20 protein-coding genes, 1 other RNA gene and 1 pseudogene are annotated in these 16,768 nt (G+C 62.5%); 12 read left to right on the top strand and 10 right to left on the bottom strand.

All coding sequences use genetic code 11. The annotated features are described in order from the left end of the window. Positions 1-11 precede the first annotated feature (11 nt). Positions 12-1,811: an ABC transporter transmembrane domain-containing protein gene (locus C8D77_RS15805; protein ID WP_109664701.1), complete on the bottom strand. Its 1,800-nt coding sequence runs from the start codon at positions 1,809-1,811 to the stop codon at positions 12-14. 207 nt (positions 1,812-2,018) lie between these two features. Here C8D77_RS15805 and rpmE point away from each other — a divergent pair, with 207 nt between their 5' ends. After that, on the top strand, positions 2,019-2,240 hold the full coding sequence (rpmE, locus tag C8D77_RS15800) for a 50S ribosomal protein L31 (RefSeq protein WP_006327661.1): 222 nt from the start codon (positions 2,019-2,021) through the stop codon (positions 2,238-2,240). Positions 2,241-2,434: 194 nt separating this feature from the next. Here the strand turns inward: rpmE and C8D77_RS15795 are convergent, their stop codons facing one another. Next, complete coding sequence (locus C8D77_RS15795) at positions 2,435-3,076, bottom strand: TetR/AcrR family transcriptional regulator (protein WP_109664697.1); 642 nt, start codon at positions 3,074-3,076, stop codon at positions 2,435-2,437. 105 nt (positions 3,077-3,181) lie between these two features. On the opposite strand from C8D77_RS15795, the gene C8D77_RS15790 reads away from it, so the two are divergent. Then, complete coding sequence (locus C8D77_RS15790; RefSeq protein ID WP_109664692.1) at positions 3,182-4,015, top strand: NAD(P)H-binding protein; 834 nt, start codon at positions 3,182-3,184, stop codon at positions 4,013-4,015. Between the two features lies 1 nt (position 4,016). Beyond that, the gene (locus C8D77_RS15785) at positions 4,017-4,493 is read left to right on the top strand and encodes an anthrone oxygenase family protein (protein ID WP_109664688.1); all 477 of its coding nucleotides are present in this window, start codon (positions 4,017-4,019) and stop codon (positions 4,491-4,493) included. A gap of 29 nt (positions 4,494-4,522) precedes the next feature. Here the strand turns inward: C8D77_RS15785 and C8D77_RS15780 are convergent, their stop codons facing one another. From C8D77_RS15780 to C8D77_RS15770, 3 genes are all read right to left on the bottom strand, one after another. Next, positions 4,523-4,849, bottom strand: a complete 327-nt coding sequence (locus C8D77_RS15780) for an Rdx family protein (protein ID WP_109664683.1) — start codon at positions 4,847-4,849, stop codon at positions 4,523-4,525. Beyond that, positions 4,846-5,595 (bottom strand): YebC/PmpR family DNA-binding transcriptional regulator, encoded by a 750-nt coding sequence (locus C8D77_RS15775; RefSeq protein WP_023758620.1) that lies wholly within the window; start codon positions 5,593-5,595, stop codon positions 4,846-4,848. Before C8D77_RS15775 ends, C8D77_RS15780 begins: the two co-directional genes overlap by 4 nt. A 213-nt stretch (positions 5,596-5,808) precedes the next feature. Next, positions 5,809-6,132, bottom strand: a complete 324-nt coding sequence (locus C8D77_RS15770) for an ArsR/SmtB family transcription factor (RefSeq protein ID WP_109664679.1) — start codon at positions 6,130-6,132, stop codon at positions 5,809-5,811. Positions 6,133-6,184: 52 nt separating this feature from the next. On the opposite strand from C8D77_RS15770, the gene C8D77_RS15765 reads away from it, so the two are divergent. Genes C8D77_RS15765 through C8D77_RS15750 form a run of 4 tightly spaced genes read left to right on the top strand, consistent with a single transcriptional unit; the run spans position 6,185 to position 7,987 of the window. Beyond that, positions 6,185-6,667, top strand: a complete 483-nt coding sequence (locus C8D77_RS15765) for an SRPBCC domain-containing protein (protein ID WP_109664675.1) — start codon at positions 6,185-6,187, stop codon at positions 6,665-6,667. A 45-nt stretch (positions 6,668-6,712) separates the two neighbouring features. Then, the gene (locus C8D77_RS15760; RefSeq protein WP_109664671.1) at positions 6,713-7,105 is read left to right on the top strand and encodes a VOC family protein; all 393 of its coding nucleotides are present in this window, start codon (positions 6,713-6,715) and stop codon (positions 7,103-7,105) included. Between the two features lie 43 nt (positions 7,106-7,148). Beyond that, complete coding sequence (locus C8D77_RS15755; RefSeq protein WP_109664667.1) at positions 7,149-7,511, top strand: VOC family protein; 363 nt, start codon at positions 7,149-7,151, stop codon at positions 7,509-7,511. A 26-nt stretch (positions 7,512-7,537) separates the two neighbouring features. Further along, positions 7,538-7,987 carry an SRPBCC family protein gene (locus C8D77_RS15750; protein WP_109664662.1) on the top strand — a complete coding sequence of 150 codons (450 nt, stop codon included), beginning with the start codon at positions 7,538-7,540 and terminating at the stop codon, positions 7,985-7,987. 20 nt (positions 7,988-8,007) lie between these two features. Here C8D77_RS15750 and C8D77_RS15745 read toward each other — a convergent pair whose 3' ends face one another. The 4 genes from C8D77_RS15745 to ssrS all read right to left on the bottom strand — a co-directional run bounded on the left by C8D77_RS15745 (position 8,008) and on the right by ssrS (position 10,578). Continuing rightward, positions 8,008-8,775 carry a TerC family protein gene (locus C8D77_RS15745; protein ID WP_109664659.1) on the bottom strand — a complete coding sequence of 256 codons (768 nt, stop codon included), beginning with the start codon at positions 8,773-8,775 and terminating at the stop codon, positions 8,008-8,010. A gap of 68 nt (positions 8,776-8,843) precedes the next feature. Beyond that, complete coding sequence (locus C8D77_RS15740; protein WP_109664654.1) at positions 8,844-9,668, bottom strand: TIGR00282 family metallophosphoesterase; 825 nt, start codon at positions 9,666-9,668, stop codon at positions 8,844-8,846. A gap of 70 nt (positions 9,669-9,738) precedes the next feature. Further along, complete coding sequence (locus C8D77_RS15735; RefSeq protein WP_109664651.1) at positions 9,739-10,326, bottom strand: 5-formyltetrahydrofolate cyclo-ligase; 588 nt, start codon at positions 10,324-10,326, stop codon at positions 9,739-9,741. 96 nt (positions 10,327-10,422) lie between these two features. After that, positions 10,423-10,578, bottom strand: a non-coding RNA gene (gene ssrS, locus C8D77_RS15730) — 6S RNA. A 149-nt stretch (positions 10,579-10,727) separates the two neighbouring features. Here ssrS and C8D77_RS15725 point away from each other — a divergent pair. Further along, complete coding sequence (locus C8D77_RS15725; RefSeq protein WP_109664648.1) at positions 10,728-11,567, top strand: AAA family ATPase; 840 nt, start codon at positions 10,728-10,730, stop codon at positions 11,565-11,567. Between the two features lie 512 nt (positions 11,568-12,079). Here C8D77_RS15725 and C8D77_RS15720 read toward each other — a convergent pair. Continuing rightward, positions 12,080-13,204, bottom strand: a pseudogene (locus C8D77_RS15720) (MFS transporter); the annotation flags it as partial. A gap of 127 nt (positions 13,205-13,331) precedes the next feature. Here C8D77_RS15720 and C8D77_RS15715 point away from each other — a divergent pair. The 4 genes from C8D77_RS15715 to C8D77_RS15700 are packed head-to-tail and all read left to right on the top strand — an operon-like array spanning position 13,332 to position 16,706. Further along, positions 13,332-14,195 carry a LysR family transcriptional regulator gene (locus C8D77_RS15715; RefSeq protein ID WP_109664645.1) on the top strand — a complete coding sequence of 288 codons (864 nt, stop codon included), beginning with the start codon at positions 13,332-13,334 and terminating at the stop codon, positions 14,193-14,195. Positions 14,196-14,252: 57 nt separating this feature from the next. Beyond that, positions 14,253-14,699 carry a GNAT family N-acetyltransferase gene (locus tag C8D77_RS15710; protein WP_109664640.1) on the top strand — a complete coding sequence of 149 codons (447 nt, stop codon included), beginning with the start codon at positions 14,253-14,255 and terminating at the stop codon, positions 14,697-14,699. Positions 14,700-14,705: 6 nt separating this feature from the next. Then, positions 14,706-15,896, top strand: a complete 1,191-nt coding sequence (locus C8D77_RS15705; RefSeq protein ID WP_109664635.1) for a vWA domain-containing protein — start codon at positions 14,706-14,708, stop codon at positions 15,894-15,896. Next, complete coding sequence (locus C8D77_RS15700; protein WP_109664631.1) at positions 15,897-16,706, top strand: MBL fold metallo-hydrolase; 810 nt, start codon at positions 15,897-15,899, stop codon at positions 16,704-16,706. Positions 16,707-16,768: the final 62 nt, after the last annotated feature.

Here is a 16,768-nt window from a genome sequence, read left to right as displayed (position 1 = left end):
GATGTTTCTGACTACTCTGCCGCGCCCCTGAAGGCGCTGGCGCCGGTTTCGAACTGCAGCTTGGCCAGCCGCGCATAAATGCCGCCCTTGGCGACTAGGCTCTGATGCGTGCCTTCCTCGACGATCGTGCCGCCATCCATGACCAGGATCCTGTCGGCCTTCAGCACCGTTGCCAGGCGGTGGGCGATGACGATGGTGGTGCGGCCCTGCATCAGGCGTTCCAGCGCCATCTGCACCAGCGTCTCGCTTTCGGCGTCGAGCGCCGAGGTGGCCTCGTCGAGCAGCAGGATCGGCGCGTCGCGCAGGATGGCGCGGGCGATCGCCACCCGCTGGCGCTGCCCGCCTGACAGCGTCACGCCGCGCTCGCCGACCTGGCTGTCGTAGCCCTTTTCGAGCTTGAGGATGAATTCGTCGGCAAGTGCATCCTTCGCCGCCGTCTCGATCTCGGCCTTGCTGGCTCCTGGCCGGCCGAAACCGATATTGTCACGCGCGCTTGCCGCAAAGACGGTGACGTCCTGCGGCACGATGGCGATGCGCTGGCGGACGGAAACGGGGTCGGCCTCGCGCACGTCGACGCCATCGATCAGGATCTTGCCTGTTTCGGGATCGTAGAAACGCAGGATCAGCGAAAAGACCGTGCTCTTGCCGGCCCCTGACGGGCCGACGATCGCCACCGTCTCGCCGGGCATGACCTGAAAGCTCAAGCCGTGCACGGCAGCGCGGTCGGGCCTTGCCGGGTAGGAGAAGGAGACATTGTCGAAGACGATCGCACCCTTGGCGACCGCAGGCAGCGGCTTCGGATCGGCCGGAGCCTGGATCGCCGGCTTCTCTGCCAGGATCTCGGTCAGCCGTTCGGCAGCGCCCGCCGCCTGCGCAAGCTCGCCCCAGACTTCCGACAGGGCGCCCAGCGCGCCGGCGGCAAACACCGAATAGAGCAGGAACTGACCGAGCGTGCCCGGCGATATCGAGCCTTCGAGCACGTCGCGCGAGCCGAACCACAGCACCGCCACAACGGACGAGAAGATGGTGAAAATGGCGAAGAAGGTGAGGAAGGAGCGCGCGAAGATCGAGCCGCGTGCCGCCTCGAAAGCGGCTTCCACCGCGGCCGAGAAATGCCCGGTTACCAGCTTCTCATTGGTGAAGGCCTGCAGCGTGCGCACAGCGCCGATCTGCTCGCTGGCATAGGCGGTGGCATCGGCAAGCGTATCCTGCGCCTGCCGCGACTTGCGCCGCACCGAGCGGCCGAAGGCGACCAGCGGCAGCACGATGACGGGAATGGCCGCAATGACCAGGCCGGACAGTTTCGGGCTGGTGACGACCATCATCGCCAGCGCGCCAAGGCCGAGGATGACATTGCGCAGCGCCACCGAGGCCGTCGCTCCGACCGCCGACTTGACCTGCGTCGTGTCGGCGGCGAGCCGCGACACGATCTCTCCCGACTGGGCGGTGTCGAAGAAGGAAGGCGACAGCGTCGTGACATGGGCAAAGACATCTCGGCGGATGTCGGCGACGACGCGCTCGCCGAGCGTGATGACGAAATAGTAGCGGCTGGCCGATGCACCCGCCAGCACGGCGGCCATCGCCACCAATGCGGCGAAATATTCGGCGATGAAGATGGTGTTGGCCGACGAGAAACCATGATCGATCATACGCCGTACGGCCAGCGGCAGCGCCAGCGTCGTTGCCGCGGCGATGACCAGCGAGATCACGGCGCCGACGACCAGCGTGCGATAACGCGTGATGTACGGGAACAGGCGCCTGAGCGGCTTGAGCGAACGCCGACGCTCGTCTGCGCTGATGAATTGCGCCATCCCAGTGTTTCCTCTGGCCGCCCTTGGGCTATGCGCCGCAATATGCGCTTGCCCCGGCCTTGTGATTCAATTCCGGCTGATGTATAGGCTCGCCGACCGTTTTAGAAGCCGTGGCTCCTCAATAGCTGCGGCTTCGAGTTTAAAAAAGGGGCGCATCGACGCAGGCTTATGCCCGTCGGCAGCGCCGGCAAGCCAGGAACCGAACCCATGAAGACCGACATTCATCCCGATTACCACACCATCAAGGTCGTCATGACCGACGGCACCGAATACATGACCCGTTCGACCTGGGGCAAGGAAGGCGATACGATGAACCTCGATATCGACCCGACCACCCACCCGGCCTGGACCGGCGGCCAGCAGACCCTGCTCGACCGCGGCGGCCGCCTTTCGAAGTTCAAGAAGCGTTTCGAAGGTTTCGGCCTCTAAACCAAACAGCGTTCTGCGATCAAAAACCCGCCCACGAGGCGGGTTTTTTGTTGCGACGAGGTGGATCGCCACAAGCTGGCGCTCGCCCCCTACCTCCCCCTGGTCGGACCGAAGGTCCGGGTGGGGGTCTGGCGCCGCCCCCACCCCGCTGCTTCGCAGCGACCCTCCCCACGAGGGGGAGGGTGGGGAGCATTCTATCCGTCCAGCAATTCCCTGAGCGCCATGCGCTTGTAGGCGGCGACCAGCCTGTCGCCCTCCTGCCGCTCAACGGAAATCGCCAGCCGCATGGCGGCTTCGCCCATTTGCCAGACGAGGAACGCCGTGGTTTCCAGCGCCACTGGATCGGCTGCCGGCCGCAGCCGTTTCAGCACCGCGGCGAGGAATTCGGCGTTGGCGCGACTGTCGGCGAGTTCGAGCTGGCGCAGCGCCTTGTCGGCCTGCGTGCCCGACCAGATATCCCGCATCACCGGCTCCGCCAGGAACAACCGGTAATAGATGTCGACCAGTTCCGAAAATGCCTGGCCCAAGCCTTCGGCGTCGCCGACGCCGGCAAGTGCTGCCGAGATGCAGGCCTGGCTCTCGGTGGTGTAGCGCTCGGCCAGCGCCCAGACGATCGCCCGCTTGTCCGGAAAGAACTGGTAGAGCGAACCGATCGACACCCCTGCCCGTTCCGCCACCTCACCCATGCGCATGGCATCGCTGCCTTGCTCGGCAATCAGCGCCGAGGCAGCGGCCAGCATGCGCTCGACCCGCTCGCGGCTGCGCTGCTGGCTGGGCGCCCGGCGCGGTGAAGCAATCTGCTCCTGCGGGGAAACCGGCGTGGCCGTGTCTTCCATGACTGACTCCAATGCCGGCAAAATCGCTTGACTCGCAAAATACGAGGGTTTATCACGTTTTGCAAATATGAGGGTTACTCATGTTTGTAAACGGAGGAAACCACCATGAATGACGCAATAACCAGCCCCATCCTGATCCTTGGCGGCACCGGCAAGACCGGCCGCCGTCTCGCCGAGCGGCTGACGGCGCACGACCTGCCGGTACGGATCGGCTCGCGCTCCGGCAACCCGCGCTTCGACTGGGAAATCCCCGCGACCTGGGGGCCGGCCTTGCAAGGCGTGAGTGCCGTCTACATCAGCTACTACCCCGACATCGCCGTGCCGGGCGCCGCCGAAACCGTCGGCGCCTTCGCCAGGCTTGCGGTGGCCAATGGCGTCACCCGCCTGGTGTTGCTCTCCGGCCGCGGCGAGGCGGAAGCCCAGCGCGCCGAGGAGATGCTGAAAGCCTCGGGCGCTGACTGGACGATCCTGCGCTGCGCCTGGTTCTCACAGAATTTCAGCGAAGGTTTTCTCGTCGAGCCCTTGCTGGAAGGCGAAGTAGCCTTGCCGGTCAGCAATGTCGGCGAGCCGTTCGTCGATGTCGACGACATCGCCGAAGCCGCCTTCGTCGCGCTGACGGAGCCAGGCCATGTCGGCCAGCTCTATGAGCTGACCGGACCACGGCTGCTGAGCTTCGCCGATGCGGTCGCTGAGATCGGCAAGGCCGCCGGCCGCGACATCCGTTTTGTCAGGATCCCGCATGACGAATTCACCGCCGCGATGGCCGCACATGAACTGCCGCCCGAAATCGCCTGGCTGCTCAACGAGCTGTTCACGCAAGTGCTCGACGGCCGCAACGAGACGCTGACCGATGGCGTCCAGCGTGTGCTCGGCCGCGCGCCGAACGACTTTTCCGCCTACGCAAATAAAACCGCCGCAACCGGCATCTGGAGCAACTGAGATGACCAAGCTTCTTCCCACCCTCACTATCATTGCCGCAATCGGCTCGGGCGTCGTCGGCGGCGTGTTTTTCGCCTTTTCCAACTTCGTCATGGCGGCGCTTGCCCGACTGCCCGTCCCAAGCGGCATCGCCGCGATGAATTCTATCAACATCACGGTGATCACCCCGACCTTCATGACGGCGCTTTTCGGTACCGGCCTGCTCTGTCTGGTGCTTATCGCCGCCGCTATCATGGGCTGGAGCCAGTCCGGCTCGTACTGGTTGCTTGCCGGCGCGGTGATCTATGTGGTCGGCAACCCGATCGTGACCATGGTCTTCAATGTGCCGCTCAACGATGCGCTCGCCGCCGTCGACCCCGCCAGCAGCAATGGCGCCGCCGTGTGGGCGAACCATTTGAGCCAATGGGTGATATGGAACCACGTCCGCACCATCACCGCCATCGTGGCGATGGCCTGCTTTATCTTCGCATTGCTCTAAGCGGTTTTACGAAACGCAAAGGACCCCGCTCAGGCGGGGTCCTTTTGCGTCTGGTCTTTCGACGTGTGACCCTTGCGGTCGGCATGGCCGAGATCGCGATCCGGGTCGATGACATCACGGACCAACTGCTTGAGCTTCGCCGCGTCCGGAAAGCCGCCGTCGCGCTTGCGGTCCCAGACCAGCGTGTCATTGCAGGAAATGGTGAAGATGCCGCCGGTGCCGGGCACCAGGGTGACCTCGCCCAGATCGGTGCCGAAGGTCGACAGAAGCTCCTGCGCCATCCAGCCGGCGCGCAACAGCCACTGGCACTGCGTGCAATAGGTGATGCGGATGGTGGGCAGAGGTTGCTCGCTCATGCCGCGCTGAGCTTAGCCATGGTCTCGTCGTCGACTTCGAAGTTGGCGTAGACGCTCTGCACGTCGTCGTCGTCCTCAAGCGTGGCGACCAGCTTCATCAGCGACTGTGCCCGCTCCTCGTCGACCGGAACATTGTTTTGCGGCCGCCAGATCGGCTTCACCGATTCAGCCTCGCCGAGCGCGCCTTCCAGCGCCTTCGACACTTCGCCGAGATTTTCGAAGGCGCAGTAGATCGTGTGGCCTTCCTCGTCCGACTCGACATCATCGGCGCCGGCTTCGATCGCCGCATCCATGATCTTGTCGGCGCTGCCCGCCGATGCCGGATAGTAGATCTCGCCGGCACGGTCCCACATGAACGACACCGAGCCGGTTTCACCCATCGCCCCGCCGGCCTTGGTGAAGGCGGCGCGCACATTCGAGGCCGAGCGGTTGCGGTTGTCGGTCAGGGCTTCGACAATGACGGCGACGCCGCCGGGACCATAGCCCTCATAGCGCACGGCTTCGTAGTTCTCGGCATCGCCCATCGAGGCCTTGTTGACGGCGCGCTGGATGTTGTCCTTCGGCATCGACACCGCCTTGGCGTTCTGGATCGCCAGCCGCAAACGCGGGTTCATCGATGGATCGGGCGTCCCGCTCTTGGCGGCGACGGTGATTTCGCGCGCCAGCTTGGAAAACATTTTCGACCGCACCGCATCCTGGCGGCCCTTGCGGTGCATGATGTTCTTGAACTGTGAATGGCCAGCCATGGCACCCCTGTCGTCTTCTCGGCTAAAGCATCCCGAAGCGAAGTGATCTCACCTCGTCTTCCGCAATGCCCGAATTCAAAATTTCAGAGCGTCCCAGGTGCAACTCGTGGAAGCACGGCGTTCTCTGTCGGAATGGCCGGCTTATAGATAAATCGGCTCAATTCGTCCAGCCGCACCGCACACGGGACGCCCGACATTGGCGGCTGCGAGCGCTCACGCCTCCAAATCGGACTTCAACCGGTCGATGATGCTGAGCGCATGGCCGGCATACTGGCTGATCCAGCGGTCGTGGATCTGCTTGATCGGCAGCGCGTTGAGATGGTTCCAGCGCTCGCGTCCGTCGCGCTGCGCGACAATCAGATCGGCCTCCTCCAGCACCTTCAGATGCAGCATCACGGTGCAGCGATCGATATCGGGAAAGGCCTCACACAGCATGCCGGTCGTCTTCGGCGTATCCTTCAGCTGATCCAGCATTTCGCGCCGGCGTGGATGCGCCAGCGCCTTGAAAACATTGTCGTCTTGCGATTGGCTTGACATGTTATATTTCTATAACATATCGTTGAGCCAATCAAGGGAAGGAGCTGTGGATATGTCACTTGGATTCAAGGTTTCCGGCCGCATCGGCAAGCCGGTCGCCGACGTCTTCGACGCAGTCGTCAATCCGAGGAAGCTGAGCGGCTATTTCACCACGATCGGCGGCGCCAGCGCGCCGCTGGTGGCGGGTGCCGGCGTCGTCTGGTGGGGCAAGGTGCCGGTCGAGGTCGATGAAGTGGTCAAGGACAGCCGCATCGTGCTGCGCTGGGATGCCACCGACGCCGACGGCAAACCCGCCTACAAGACCCGTATCGAGATGAATTTCGAGCCGCTGGACGAAGGCGGCACCTTCGTCACCATCGCCGAGAGCGGTTGGCAGGAAGGCGCGGTCGGCCTGAAGAAGTCCTACCTCAATTGCGAGGGCTGGTCGCAGATGCTGGCCTGCATGAAGGCCTATGTCGAATACGGCATCAATTTGCGCGACGGCTACTACCGCAGCGAGATGAAGGGCGAACCCGCCAACGAGACCAATATCTGAGCGACCCCATATCTGAGCACCCAGGAAGGAAGATGGAGGCCTGCAATGACGAAAGTAACGCCATTCCTGATGTTCGAGGGCAAGGCCGAAGAGGCAATGACCCTCTATTGCGAGACCATTCCCGGCAGCAGCGTCCTTGACGTCACAAATTACGGCCCCGGCGAAGACGGTCCACAAGGAATGGTCAAGCTGGCACGGGTGTCGATCGCTGGCCTGGAAGTCCTGGTCTTCAACAGCCCCGTGCACCACGCCTTCACGTTCACGCCGTCGGTCTCGCTCTATGTGGACTGTTCCTCCGAAGACGAACTGAACCGCATTGTCGAGACACTGGCAAAGGACGGTGGGTTTCTGATGCCGCCCGACAATTACGGCTTCAGCCGCCGTTTCGCATGGCTCAACGACAGGTTCGGGGTCTCCTGGCAGGTCAATCTCGCATAACCAGCCCGGGCAAAGCCGACCAACAGCTGAAACGGAGCCAGCTATGACCACGAAAATCACCGGCGGCATCAACATCGCCATGAAGGTGCCGCCACACCAGTATGAGGCGACGATCGCCTTCTACCGCGACGTCGTCGGCCTGAAGCCATTCACAGACAAGGCGCCGGCAATCGGCTTCGAGCTTGGCCCCAACCGCCTGTGGATCGATGAGGCGCCGATGATGAGCCAGGCCGAGGTGTGGCTGGAACTCTTCACCGATGATTTCCCCATGGCCGCGGATCGTCTCGCCAAGGCGGGCGTCGTGCGTTGCGACGCCATCGAGCCCCTGGGCGAGGGCTTCCGTGGCGGCTGGATCACCAACCCAGCCAACATCGTTCACATGCTGCGCGAACCGGACGCCTGGTGAGCGCCAAGCCCCGAAAGGACAATCCGATGGAGATCCGCGAAACACCAACCGCCGAAGCCGGCATGCTGATCCGGCGACCTGTCCCTGAAGTGTTCGAGGCCATCGTCGATCCGGCCATCACCACGAAATTCTGGTTCACCCACGCCAGCGGGCGCCTGGACAGCGGCAAGGAGGTGCGATGGGAGTGGCGCATGTACGGGGTCTCGACGACGGTCGATGTCAGCGAGATCGTCGCGAACGAAAAGATCGTCATGCGGTGGAGCGATCCTCCGACCACCGTGGTCTGGACCTTCACCGAAATGCCGGATCAGACGACTTTTCTCGAAGTTCGCAACTTCGACTTCGCAGGCAATGGCGACGAGCAGGTGAAAGAGGCCATCGGCTCAACCGGCGGCTTCACGCTCGTGCTGGCCGGCGCCAAGGCCTGGCTGGAACAGGGCCTGACGCTTGGCCTGATCGGCGACCGTCAGCATTAGGCTAGCCCGACAGACCAGCCTCAGTGCCCGCCGCCCGATTTCGCCTTCTTGCGCCGCCGCGCCAGCATGTTGAGTCCCTCGACCAGTGCCGAAAAACCCATGGCGGCGTAGATGTAGCCCTTGGGCACATGGTAGCCCATGCCGTCGGCGATCAGCGTCATGCCGATCATCAGCAGGAAGCCCAACGCCAGCATGACGATGCTCGGGTTCTTGGCGATGAAATTGGCCAGCGGCCCGGCCGCCAGCATCATCACGCTCACCGCGACGATCACGGCGATGTACATGATGGCGATCTCGTCGGTCATGCCGACAGCGGTGATGATCGAATCGATCGAGAAGACCAGGTCGAGCAGCAGGATCTGGAAGATCGCGCCGGCAAGGCTGATCTGCAGCGTCTCACCCAGCATCGAGTCCTGGTGGTCGTCGGGGTCCACCATGTGATGGATCTCCTTGGTCGCCTTCCAGACCAGGAACAGGCCGCCGGCGATGAGGATCAGGTCGCGCCAGGAAAAGCCATGGCCGAAGGCCGTGAACACCGGCGCCGTCAACTGGACGATGATCGAAATGGTGGCCAGCAGCACCAGCCGCATGATCAGCGCCGCCGAGATGCCGAGGCGGCGGGCGCGGGCCCTTTGCGCTTCCGGCAGCTTGTTGGTCAGGATCGAGATGAAGATCAGGTTGTCGATGCCGAGCACGATCTCCAGCACCACCAGCGTCAGCAACGCGACCCATGCCGTTGGGTCGGACACGAATTGAAAATGCGGCGCCAGAAATTCGATGAGCTGCATGGAGGTCGTCCCCTACGATCTAGAGCAGTGTCGCCGGCAGTTAGGTACTGCGCGCGCCTATATCAATGTCACGACCAGAAGGATGGCGCGGTTTCCTCCAGCCGCGGGCCGCGACGAAACGGCGCGATCCGCTCGGTGAGCCCCGTGCGGTCGGAAATATCGACGCCGACGCCGCACAATGTCGCCGGTCCGGTGGCTGCCTCGAAACGCCCTTTCGGCACTTTCGACAGGAAGCGGTTGAGTGGCTCCTCCTTGTCCATGCCGAGCGAGGAATCGTAGTCGCCGCACATGCCGGCATCGGACAGATAGCCGGTGCCGCCATTCAGGATCTGGTGGTCGGCGGTCGGCTGGTGCGTGTGAGTGCCGACGACGAGGCTGGCGCGGCCATCGACGAAATGCGCGAAGCACATCTTTTCCGAGGTCGCCTCGGCGTGGAAGTCGATGACCACGGCATCCGCCTGCTCGCCAAGCGGACAGGCGGCAAGCTCGCGTTCGCCGGCCTGGAACGGATCGTCGAGCTCGGGATGCATGAACACCCGGCCCATGATGTTGGCGACCAGCACGCGCGCGCCGCTCCTGGCAATGTAGACGCCGGAGCCGCGCCCGGGTGTGCCCTTGGGAAAATTGGAGGGGCGCAAAAAACGCTCTTCGCGCGGCGCGAAGGCCAACGCATCGCGCTGGTCCCAGACATGGTTTCCGGTGGTAACGACATCCGCACCGGCCGCGATGGTCTCGCGAAAGATATCTTCGGTGATGCCGAAACCGCCGGCGGCGTTCTCGCCATTGACGATGACGAAATCGAGTTTGAAGTCGGAGATCAGGCCGGGCAGCTGTTCCCACACCGCCGTCCGTCCCGTCTTGCCCACCATGTCACCGAGGAAGAGAAGTCTCATATGATCTCGCACCGAAGGTCAGCGAAAGCTGCATGACGCCAGTGAAAGATCATGCGTCCCTTGTACTTATCTACAATTTTGGCGCGAAGCGGCGCAACCCGCTCTCGGTGAGTATTTCCGGAATGATGACGTCGTGGTTCTCATCCGGCACCATTGCCACCTCCTGGCAATCGAAGGCGATGCCGACCAGCCGCGGCGGCTGGCCCTTGTCGACCAGCCTGCCGATGGCGCGGTCATAATAGCCGGCGCCGTAGCCGATGCGATGGCCGCGCGCATCGAAAGCGGCAAGCGGCACCAGCATCACCGCGGGGTCGAGCACCTCGGCCTCTTCATGCGGGCCGACGGTGCCGAAGCCCATTTCGACCATCGGCGCGCCACGCACCAGTTCGCGAAAAACGATGGTGGTCTTGTCGAGAATGGCCGGCAGGCAAAGCCGTGCGCCCTTTTCGCGCAAGGCAAACATCAGCGGCCTGACGTCGACTTCCGAGCGCATCGGCCAGAAACCGGAGACGATCTGGCCCGGCTCGATGTGGAGGTGATCGCGTGCGGTCTCGGCCATTTCAAGCGCGACCTCCACCCGCCAGAATTCATCGAGTGCGTCGCGGCGCCCGAGTGCCTCGCGGCGAAGCTGCTTTTTCAGGTCTTTGGGAGAGGTCATGCGGCCAGGGTAGAAAAGGTCAGAGCGGGATGAAGCGTTGGGAGCGACGTTTTCCACCGCATCGTCCACCGAAATGCGTGGACGCGTGGCAATAAGTGACGATCCACACAACCGGTGGAGAGAGCGATCCCGGGAACCTACAAAGTAGGTGGGCGCCGTGTGAGAAAACCCACGGGTCTTCCCAGGGACAGCTCCCTAAGGATCGTTAAGGCCCCGGGGAAAATGTTCTCCTGCCGGGAAGCACAGACCGTCCCAGCCAATATAGGCTGCCGGTCGACTAAGCGCCAGTGAGACTGGCAGATGTTTCCATCGCGGGTTTCAAGTCTTTCGTGGCGGTGGGTGCGCCCTTGCACAGGCTGAGCCGCGTCCTTACGGTCGCGATGACCAACCGAGGAGCAAGAATGCGTTTCGAAGGCACGGCGGCCTATGTCGCCGACAAGGATCTGATGGTGGCCGTCAACGCGGCGATCGCACTGGAACGGCCCTTGCTGGTCAAGGGTGAGCCCGGCACCGGCAAGACGGAACTCGCCCGCCAGGTGGCGTCAGCACTTGGCCTCGACCTCATCGAATGGCACGTCAAGTCGACCACCAGGGCGCAGCAGGGCCTTTACGAATATGACGCCGTCTCGCGCCTGCGCGACAGCCAGCTTGGTGATATCAGGTTCAACGACATCAGGAACTACATCAAGCGCGGCAAATTGTGGGAGGCGTTCGCGGCCGGTAGGAAGGTCGTGCTTCTGATCGACGAGATCGACAAGGCCGATATCGAATTCCCCAACGATCTCCTGCAGGAACTCGATCGCATGGAGTTCTTCGTCTACGAGACCGGCGAGACGATCCGCGCCGCCGTCAGGCCGATCGTCATCATCACCTCCAACAACGAGAAGGAGCTTCCGGACGCCTTCCTGCGCCGCTGCTTCTTCCACTACATCCGCTTTCCCGACGTCGACACGCTGCATAAAATCGTCGACGTCCACTATCCCGGCATCAAGCAGAACCTGGTTCGGGCAGCGCTCACCCAATTCTACGAGATCCGCGATGTGCCGGGGCTGAAGAAGAAGCCGTCGACCTCCGAGGCGCTCGACTGGATAAGGCTGCTGGTCGCCGACGACATCGCGCCCGAGGATTTGCGCGCCGATCCGAAGAACGCCCTGCCCAAGCTGCATGGCGCTCTCCTGAAGAACGAGCAGGACGTGCACCTGTTCGAGCGGCTGGCCTTCATGGCCAGAAGGCAGGGATGAAGAGCGGTTCGCGCATGATCTCTGGACCGCAACAACACGGCCTCTGACGCCGAGCTGGAAGGCCGGTTGCTACGAGCGGGCCTCGCCCGCAGTCTGAGCGGAACCATGCCCGCTCTGCTCTTGCGGCGCGTCGGTCTTGGCGCGAAGATGATGAAGCTGATGACGGCAAGAGCGAGAACGCCGATCCCGCAATAGAGCATGACCCAGCCAAAACCGTTGACCAGGGCGGCATGCGCGATGGCGCCGGATGGGTCGAGGGTCGCGAGCCTGGGCGAATATTGCGTCAAGCCATCGAGATTTCCGGTGGCGATCTTTTCCGCTAGTGCACCCAGTTCATTCGGGTCGAAGGCCCCGTCAAACGCGTTCCGCAGATAAGAGACTATCCCCTGCGTCAGCAGCAGGCCCAGCACCGCGATGTTGATGGCGAGCGTGATCAAGCGCGCACTGATATCGATGCCCGAAGCCATGCCGGCGCGATCCGGCGACACCGAGCCGGTCGTGGTGTTGGTGGTCGGTGAATTGGTCAGGCCGATGCCGATGCCGGCGATCAGCGTGCCGGGCAGCATGGTCACCCAATTGGCGCCCTCGAGCCCGGACCCTATCCGCATGGCGATAAAGCCGATCCCTAATGTCAGCAGACCGAGCGGGATCGCAACCCGCGCCTGATAGCGCGCGCGCAGGCGCTCGGCGGTCGAGGACATCAGCATCAAAGGAAGCGTGTAGACCAGCAGCAACAGCCCGGTCGTTGTGCTGTCATAGCCCAGAACACCCGAAAAATAGATCGGCAGATAGATGATGAACGGCCAGTAGCTGAAATTCATGCCAATGCCGCCCATGATCGCTCCCGAAAACTGGCGGATGCGGAAGACGGAGAAATCGAACATCGGATAGGGACTGATCTTCTCGGCAAAAAGGAACGCGATGAAGGACAGGACGGCCGCGACAGTCACGCCGATGCGGGCGCCGGACTCGAGATCGGCGCCTTGCGTGATCAGATAAGAGAAGCCGAACACCGCGAACGAGAGCGTCAGGATGCCGGCCCGATCAAGCCTCTGGGCGTTGTGATCGCGTGATTCAGTGACACCTCTGCCGATGAAGACCAGAGCAAGGATCGCCAGCGGCACATGGATGAGGAACACCCATTGCCAACTGGAGAACGCCACGATCAATCCGCCAATAGCGGGCCCGAAACCAAGCCCGATGCCCGAGACGACGCTCCAGGCAACGAAAGCCTTGCCGCGTTCACCCCCATCCTGAAACTGATGGGACAGCACGGCCACGCTGCAGGTGAACATCGCTCCACCCGCGAGCCCTTGCAAAAAGCGGGCAATGATCAGAATTGGAGCGCTCGGTGCGAGGCCGCACAGCAAAGAGGCAAAGCCGAAGGCCATGGTGGTGATGACCATAACCCGTTTGCGGCCGAAACGGTCGGCCAGCGTCCCCGTCGCCATCAACACCGTGGTGCAGGCAATGGTGTAGGCATTCATGATCCACTGCAAATCCTTGAAATCGGCGGCGAGCACGCTTTCCAGTTTCGGAAGGATCACCGGTACGCTGGAGATTTCGAGACCGAACAGCAGCGAGGCAAGGCAGGCCCCCACAAGCGCAACGGTGTTTCGCTCAATTTGAAACCTCATATCGATCACTTTCTATCGGAGTTGCAGGCAATGCTTTTCAAACTGCCGTCGATGAGATAGACCAGCCCTGATCATGAAAAAAGGCTATGCATCTCTATTTCAGAGATGACAAAATGGAATACTCGAGATGACCAGTCTTGATGTCGACGCCGTGCGGACCTTCGTCATGGTGGCCGATCTGCAGAGCTTCACCCGGGCGGCGGCGGCGCTGGGCAGTACCCAGGCGACGATCAGCGTCAAGCTGCGCCGGCTTGAAGAAAAGCTCGGCGCACGTTTGATCGAACGAACCCCGCGCCGCGTGAGCCTGTCAGCGAGAGGAGCGATCTTTCTTCCAGCGGCGCGCGAATTCCTTGCCGCCCACGAACGCGCCATCACGGAGTTTTCCGAGGCGCCGTGCCGGCTTGCCCTCGGCTTTGTCGACCATGTCGCGGGGCCCGAGCTTTCCATCCTGATAGCCCAGCTTCATGCCCACGATCCGTCGCTCGCGCTCAACATAAGGATCGATACCAGCTCCTTGCTGGAGGATGCTTTCGATCGCGGCGAACTCGATGCGGTCATTGTGCACCGGGAGAGCGACGGTCGCCGGGGCGAGGCCTTGTCGCGCACCCATTATGGCTGGTTCGCCGCCCCCGCCTTCGAATGGCGACCCGGGACGCCCTTGCGCCTGGCGCTTTTAAGCACCGTATGCAACTGCCCCGACCGCGTGAGAGCGGTCGAGGCGCTTGATAAAGCAGGCATTGCCTGGAATGAGGCTTTCGTCGGCGGTGGCGGCGCGGCCGTCAACATCGCGGTATCGGCCGGTTTTGCTCTATCCGCCCTCGCTTACCGTGTCGCCCCTCCCGGTTTGATCGAGGTTGGCCGCAAATTCAGCCTGCCACCAATTCCCCCTTCCGAGATTGTTCTGCATGCGCGCGCTTTGGCGCCACGGGCACGAGAGGCGCTGAAGATGCTCGCAACCGCTTTTCGCGAGTCCAATTTGCCGACAGGATAGGCACAGGTGTCCCGATCCGATTCTATCGGATCGGGCTCCAAACTTCGGAGGAATGAAATGACCGAGATCACCGTCCGCCCGCTCGCGCGGTCCGACCACGCCGACTGGCGGCGGCTGTGGACCGATTATCTCACCTTCTATGAGACGAAGCTGCCGGAAGAGGTCTACGCCGTCACCTGGAAGCGGCTGTTCACGGCGGGCGAGTTCGAGCCCAAGGGTTTCATCGCCACGCTCGACGGCAAGGCGGTCGGCCTCACCCACTATCTCTACCATCGCTCCGGCTGGTCGGAGCACAACAACTGCTATCTTCAGGACCTGTTCGCCGACCCGGATGTGCGCGGCAAGGGCATTGGTGCAGCACTGATCAAGGCTGTAAAAGAGGAAGCCGCAAAAATCGGCGTCAAGAACGTCTACTGGATGACGCACGAGACCAACACCACCGCGCGCAAGCTCTACGACCATGTGGCGCGCAGGACCGGCTTCATCGAGTATGATCTGCTGTAACTGGCCATGTTCATCCCCTTCTTCCTTGAACTGAAGGCAGCGCGTGTTCCCGTCTCGCTGCGGGAATATCTGTCGCTGCTTGAGGGGCTGGAAGCCGGGCTGGTCGACTATGATGTCGAAGGTTTTTACTACCTCGCCCGTGCGGCGCTGGTGAAGGACGAGCGCCATATCGACCGCTTCGACCAGGTGTTTGCGCATGTCTTCAAGGGCATTGAAGCGCTGGGCGGGCCGGATGCCGTCGATGTCACCAACATCCCCGAGGAATGGTTGCGCCGCCTCGCCGAAAAGCACCTGACCGACGAGGAGAAAAAGCTGGTCGAAGCGCTCGGTGGTTTCGAAAAACTGATGGAGACCTTGAAGCAGCGGCTGGAGGAGCAGAAGGGCCGTCACCAGGGCGGCTCGAAATGGATCGGCACCGGCGGCACCTCGCCCTTCGGCGCCTATGGCTACAATCCCGAAGGGGTGCGCATCGGCCAGCATGAAAGCCGCAACCGCCGCGCGGTAAAAGTGTGGGACAAGCGCGAGTTCAGGAATTTCGACGATGCGGTCGAGCTCGGCACGCGTAACATCAAGATCGCGCTGAAGCGTCTGCGTCGCTGGGTGCGCGAGGGCGCCGAGGAGGAGTTCGACTTGCCCGGCACCATCCACGCCACGGCCGAACATGGCTATCTCGACGTGCAGACGCGGCCCGAACGGCGCAATGCGGTGAAGCTTCTGATGTTCTTCGATGTCGGCGGCTCGATGGACGACCATATCAAGAGTGTCGAGGAGCTATTTTCGGCTGCGCGAGCCGAATTCCGCCAGCTTGAATATTTCTATTTCCACAACTGCCTCTATGAGGGCGTGTGGAAGGACAATCGCCGCCGCCATGCCGCGACAATCCCCACCTTCGACCTGCTCCACAAATATGGGCCGGACTACAAGGTGATCGTCGTCGGCGACGCCTCGATGAGCCCTTACGAGATCGCGCACCCCGGCGGCTCGGTCGAACACTGGAATCCGGAGGCAGGCAGCGTCTGGCTCGGCCGCCTGCTGCAGCAATGGCCGAACGCGGTATGGCTCAACCCCGAAAACCCCGGGAATTGGGGCTTTACCCACTCGATCGCGATGATCCGCGACATCTTCGGCGGCCGCATGTTTCCGCTGACTTTGGCCGGGCTGGAAAGCGCGACGAAGCAGCTTTCGAGGAAGCATTGAATGGACCGGCAAGAAACCTGCTTTCTCTGCCTGCAATGCGGCGTCCAGTTCGCGGCAACAGAGACGCCGCCGGAACACTGTCCGATCTGCGAGGACGAGCGCCAATATGTGCGCTGGGAGGGGCAGGCCTGGATCACGCCGCAGGAACTCGCTGGCGAGCACCAGCTTGTGATGAAGGACGACGCCGGCGTACTCGCCTTCGGCATCGAGCCGCGCTTCGCCATCGGCCAGCGGGCGCTGCTGGCGCAGACGCCGCACCGCAATGTGCTGTGGGATTGCATCTCGATGGTCAGCGACGAGGCGGTGACCGAGATCAACCGCCGCGGTGGCCTGGCGGCGATCGCCATCTCACACTGCCACTATTATTCGGTGATGGTCGAGTGGAGCGAGGCGTTTGACGGCGTGCCGATCTATCTCCACGCCGACGACCGCCAGTGGATCATGCGGCCGCACAAGGCGATCGTTAGTTGGGAGGGCGAGACGCTGGCCATAAACCTTTCGCTGACGCTCATCCGCTGTGGCGGCCACTTTGCCGGTGGCCAGGTGCTGCATTGGAAGCGCGATGGCGGCAACGCCCTCATGTCCGGCGACATCCTGCAAGTAACGCCGACGCGTCGCCATGTCAGCTTCATGTACAGCTACCCGAACCAGATCCCGCTCAACGCAGCCGCGATACGCCGCATCGCCGCCGCGCTGGAGCCATTCGCGTTCGATGACATATTTGGCGCATGGTGGGACCAGAACATCATCGGCGGGGCAAAACCGGCCTTGTCTGCCTCAGTCGATCGCTATCTCGCGGCAATCGCATGACAACCCGATCGAAAATGCGGGCAATGCCGTAACAAATGCCTATCTTGGTGCGAATATGAGGT

Source organism: Mesorhizobium loti (assembly GCF_003148495.1).
GTDB lineage: Bacteria > Pseudomonadota > Alphaproteobacteria > Rhizobiales > Rhizobiaceae > Mesorhizobium > Mesorhizobium loti.
The sequence above is the reverse complement of the archived record's forward strand: the minus strand, read 5'-3'. Positions and strand labels throughout refer to the sequence as shown.

Bases quoted from the DNA above. Each gene is read 5' to 3' on its own strand.
- C8D77_RS15805 (WP_109664701.1), bottom strand. From the start codon at position 1,811: ATGGCGCAATTCATCAGCGCAGACGAGCGTCGGCGTTCGCTCAAGCCG.
- rpmE (WP_006327661.1), top strand. From the start codon at position 2,019: ATGAAGACCGACATTCATCCCGATTACCACACCATCAAGGTCGTCATG.
- C8D77_RS15795 (WP_109664697.1), bottom strand. From the start codon at position 3,076: ATGGAAGACACGGCCACGCCGGTTTCCCCGCAGGAGCAGATTGCTTCA.
- C8D77_RS15790 (WP_109664692.1), top strand. From the start codon at position 3,182: ATGAATGACGCAATAACCAGCCCCATCCTGATCCTTGGCGGCACCGGC.
- C8D77_RS15785 (WP_109664688.1), top strand. From the start codon at position 4,017: ATGACCAAGCTTCTTCCCACCCTCACTATCATTGCCGCAATCGGCTCG.
- C8D77_RS15780 (WP_109664683.1), bottom strand. From the start codon at position 4,849: ATGAGCGAGCAACCTCTGCCCACCATCCGCATCACCTATTGCACGCAG.
- C8D77_RS15775 (WP_023758620.1), bottom strand. From the start codon at position 5,595: ATGGCTGGCCATTCACAGTTCAAGAACATCATGCACCGCAAGGGCCGC.
- C8D77_RS15770 (WP_109664679.1), bottom strand. From the start codon at position 6,132: ATGTCAAGCCAATCGCAAGACGACAATGTTTTCAAGGCGCTGGCGCAT.
- C8D77_RS15765 (WP_109664675.1), top strand. From the start codon at position 6,185: ATGTCACTTGGATTCAAGGTTTCCGGCCGCATCGGCAAGCCGGTCGCC.
- C8D77_RS15760 (WP_109664671.1), top strand. From the start codon at position 6,713: ATGACGAAAGTAACGCCATTCCTGATGTTCGAGGGCAAGGCCGAAGAG.
- C8D77_RS15755 (WP_109664667.1), top strand. From the start codon at position 7,149: ATGACCACGAAAATCACCGGCGGCATCAACATCGCCATGAAGGTGCCG.
- C8D77_RS15750 (WP_109664662.1), top strand. From the start codon at position 7,538: ATGGAGATCCGCGAAACACCAACCGCCGAAGCCGGCATGCTGATCCGG.
- C8D77_RS15745 (WP_109664659.1), bottom strand. From the start codon at position 8,775: ATGCAGCTCATCGAATTTCTGGCGCCGCATTTTCAATTCGTGTCCGAC.
- C8D77_RS15740 (WP_109664654.1), bottom strand. From the start codon at position 9,668: ATGAGACTTCTCTTCCTCGGTGACATGGTGGGCAAGACGGGACGGACG.
- C8D77_RS15735 (WP_109664651.1), bottom strand. From the start codon at position 10,326: ATGACCTCTCCCAAAGACCTGAAAAAGCAGCTTCGCCGCGAGGCACTC.
- C8D77_RS15725 (WP_109664648.1), top strand. From the start codon at position 10,728: ATGCGTTTCGAAGGCACGGCGGCCTATGTCGCCGACAAGGATCTGATG.
- C8D77_RS15715 (WP_109664645.1), top strand. From the start codon at position 13,332: ATGACCAGTCTTGATGTCGACGCCGTGCGGACCTTCGTCATGGTGGCC.
- C8D77_RS15710 (WP_109664640.1), top strand. From the start codon at position 14,253: ATGACCGAGATCACCGTCCGCCCGCTCGCGCGGTCCGACCACGCCGAC.
- C8D77_RS15705 (WP_109664635.1), top strand. From the start codon at position 14,706: ATGTTCATCCCCTTCTTCCTTGAACTGAAGGCAGCGCGTGTTCCCGTC.
- C8D77_RS15700 (WP_109664631.1), top strand. From the start codon at position 15,897: ATGGACCGGCAAGAAACCTGCTTTCTCTGCCTGCAATGCGGCGTCCAG.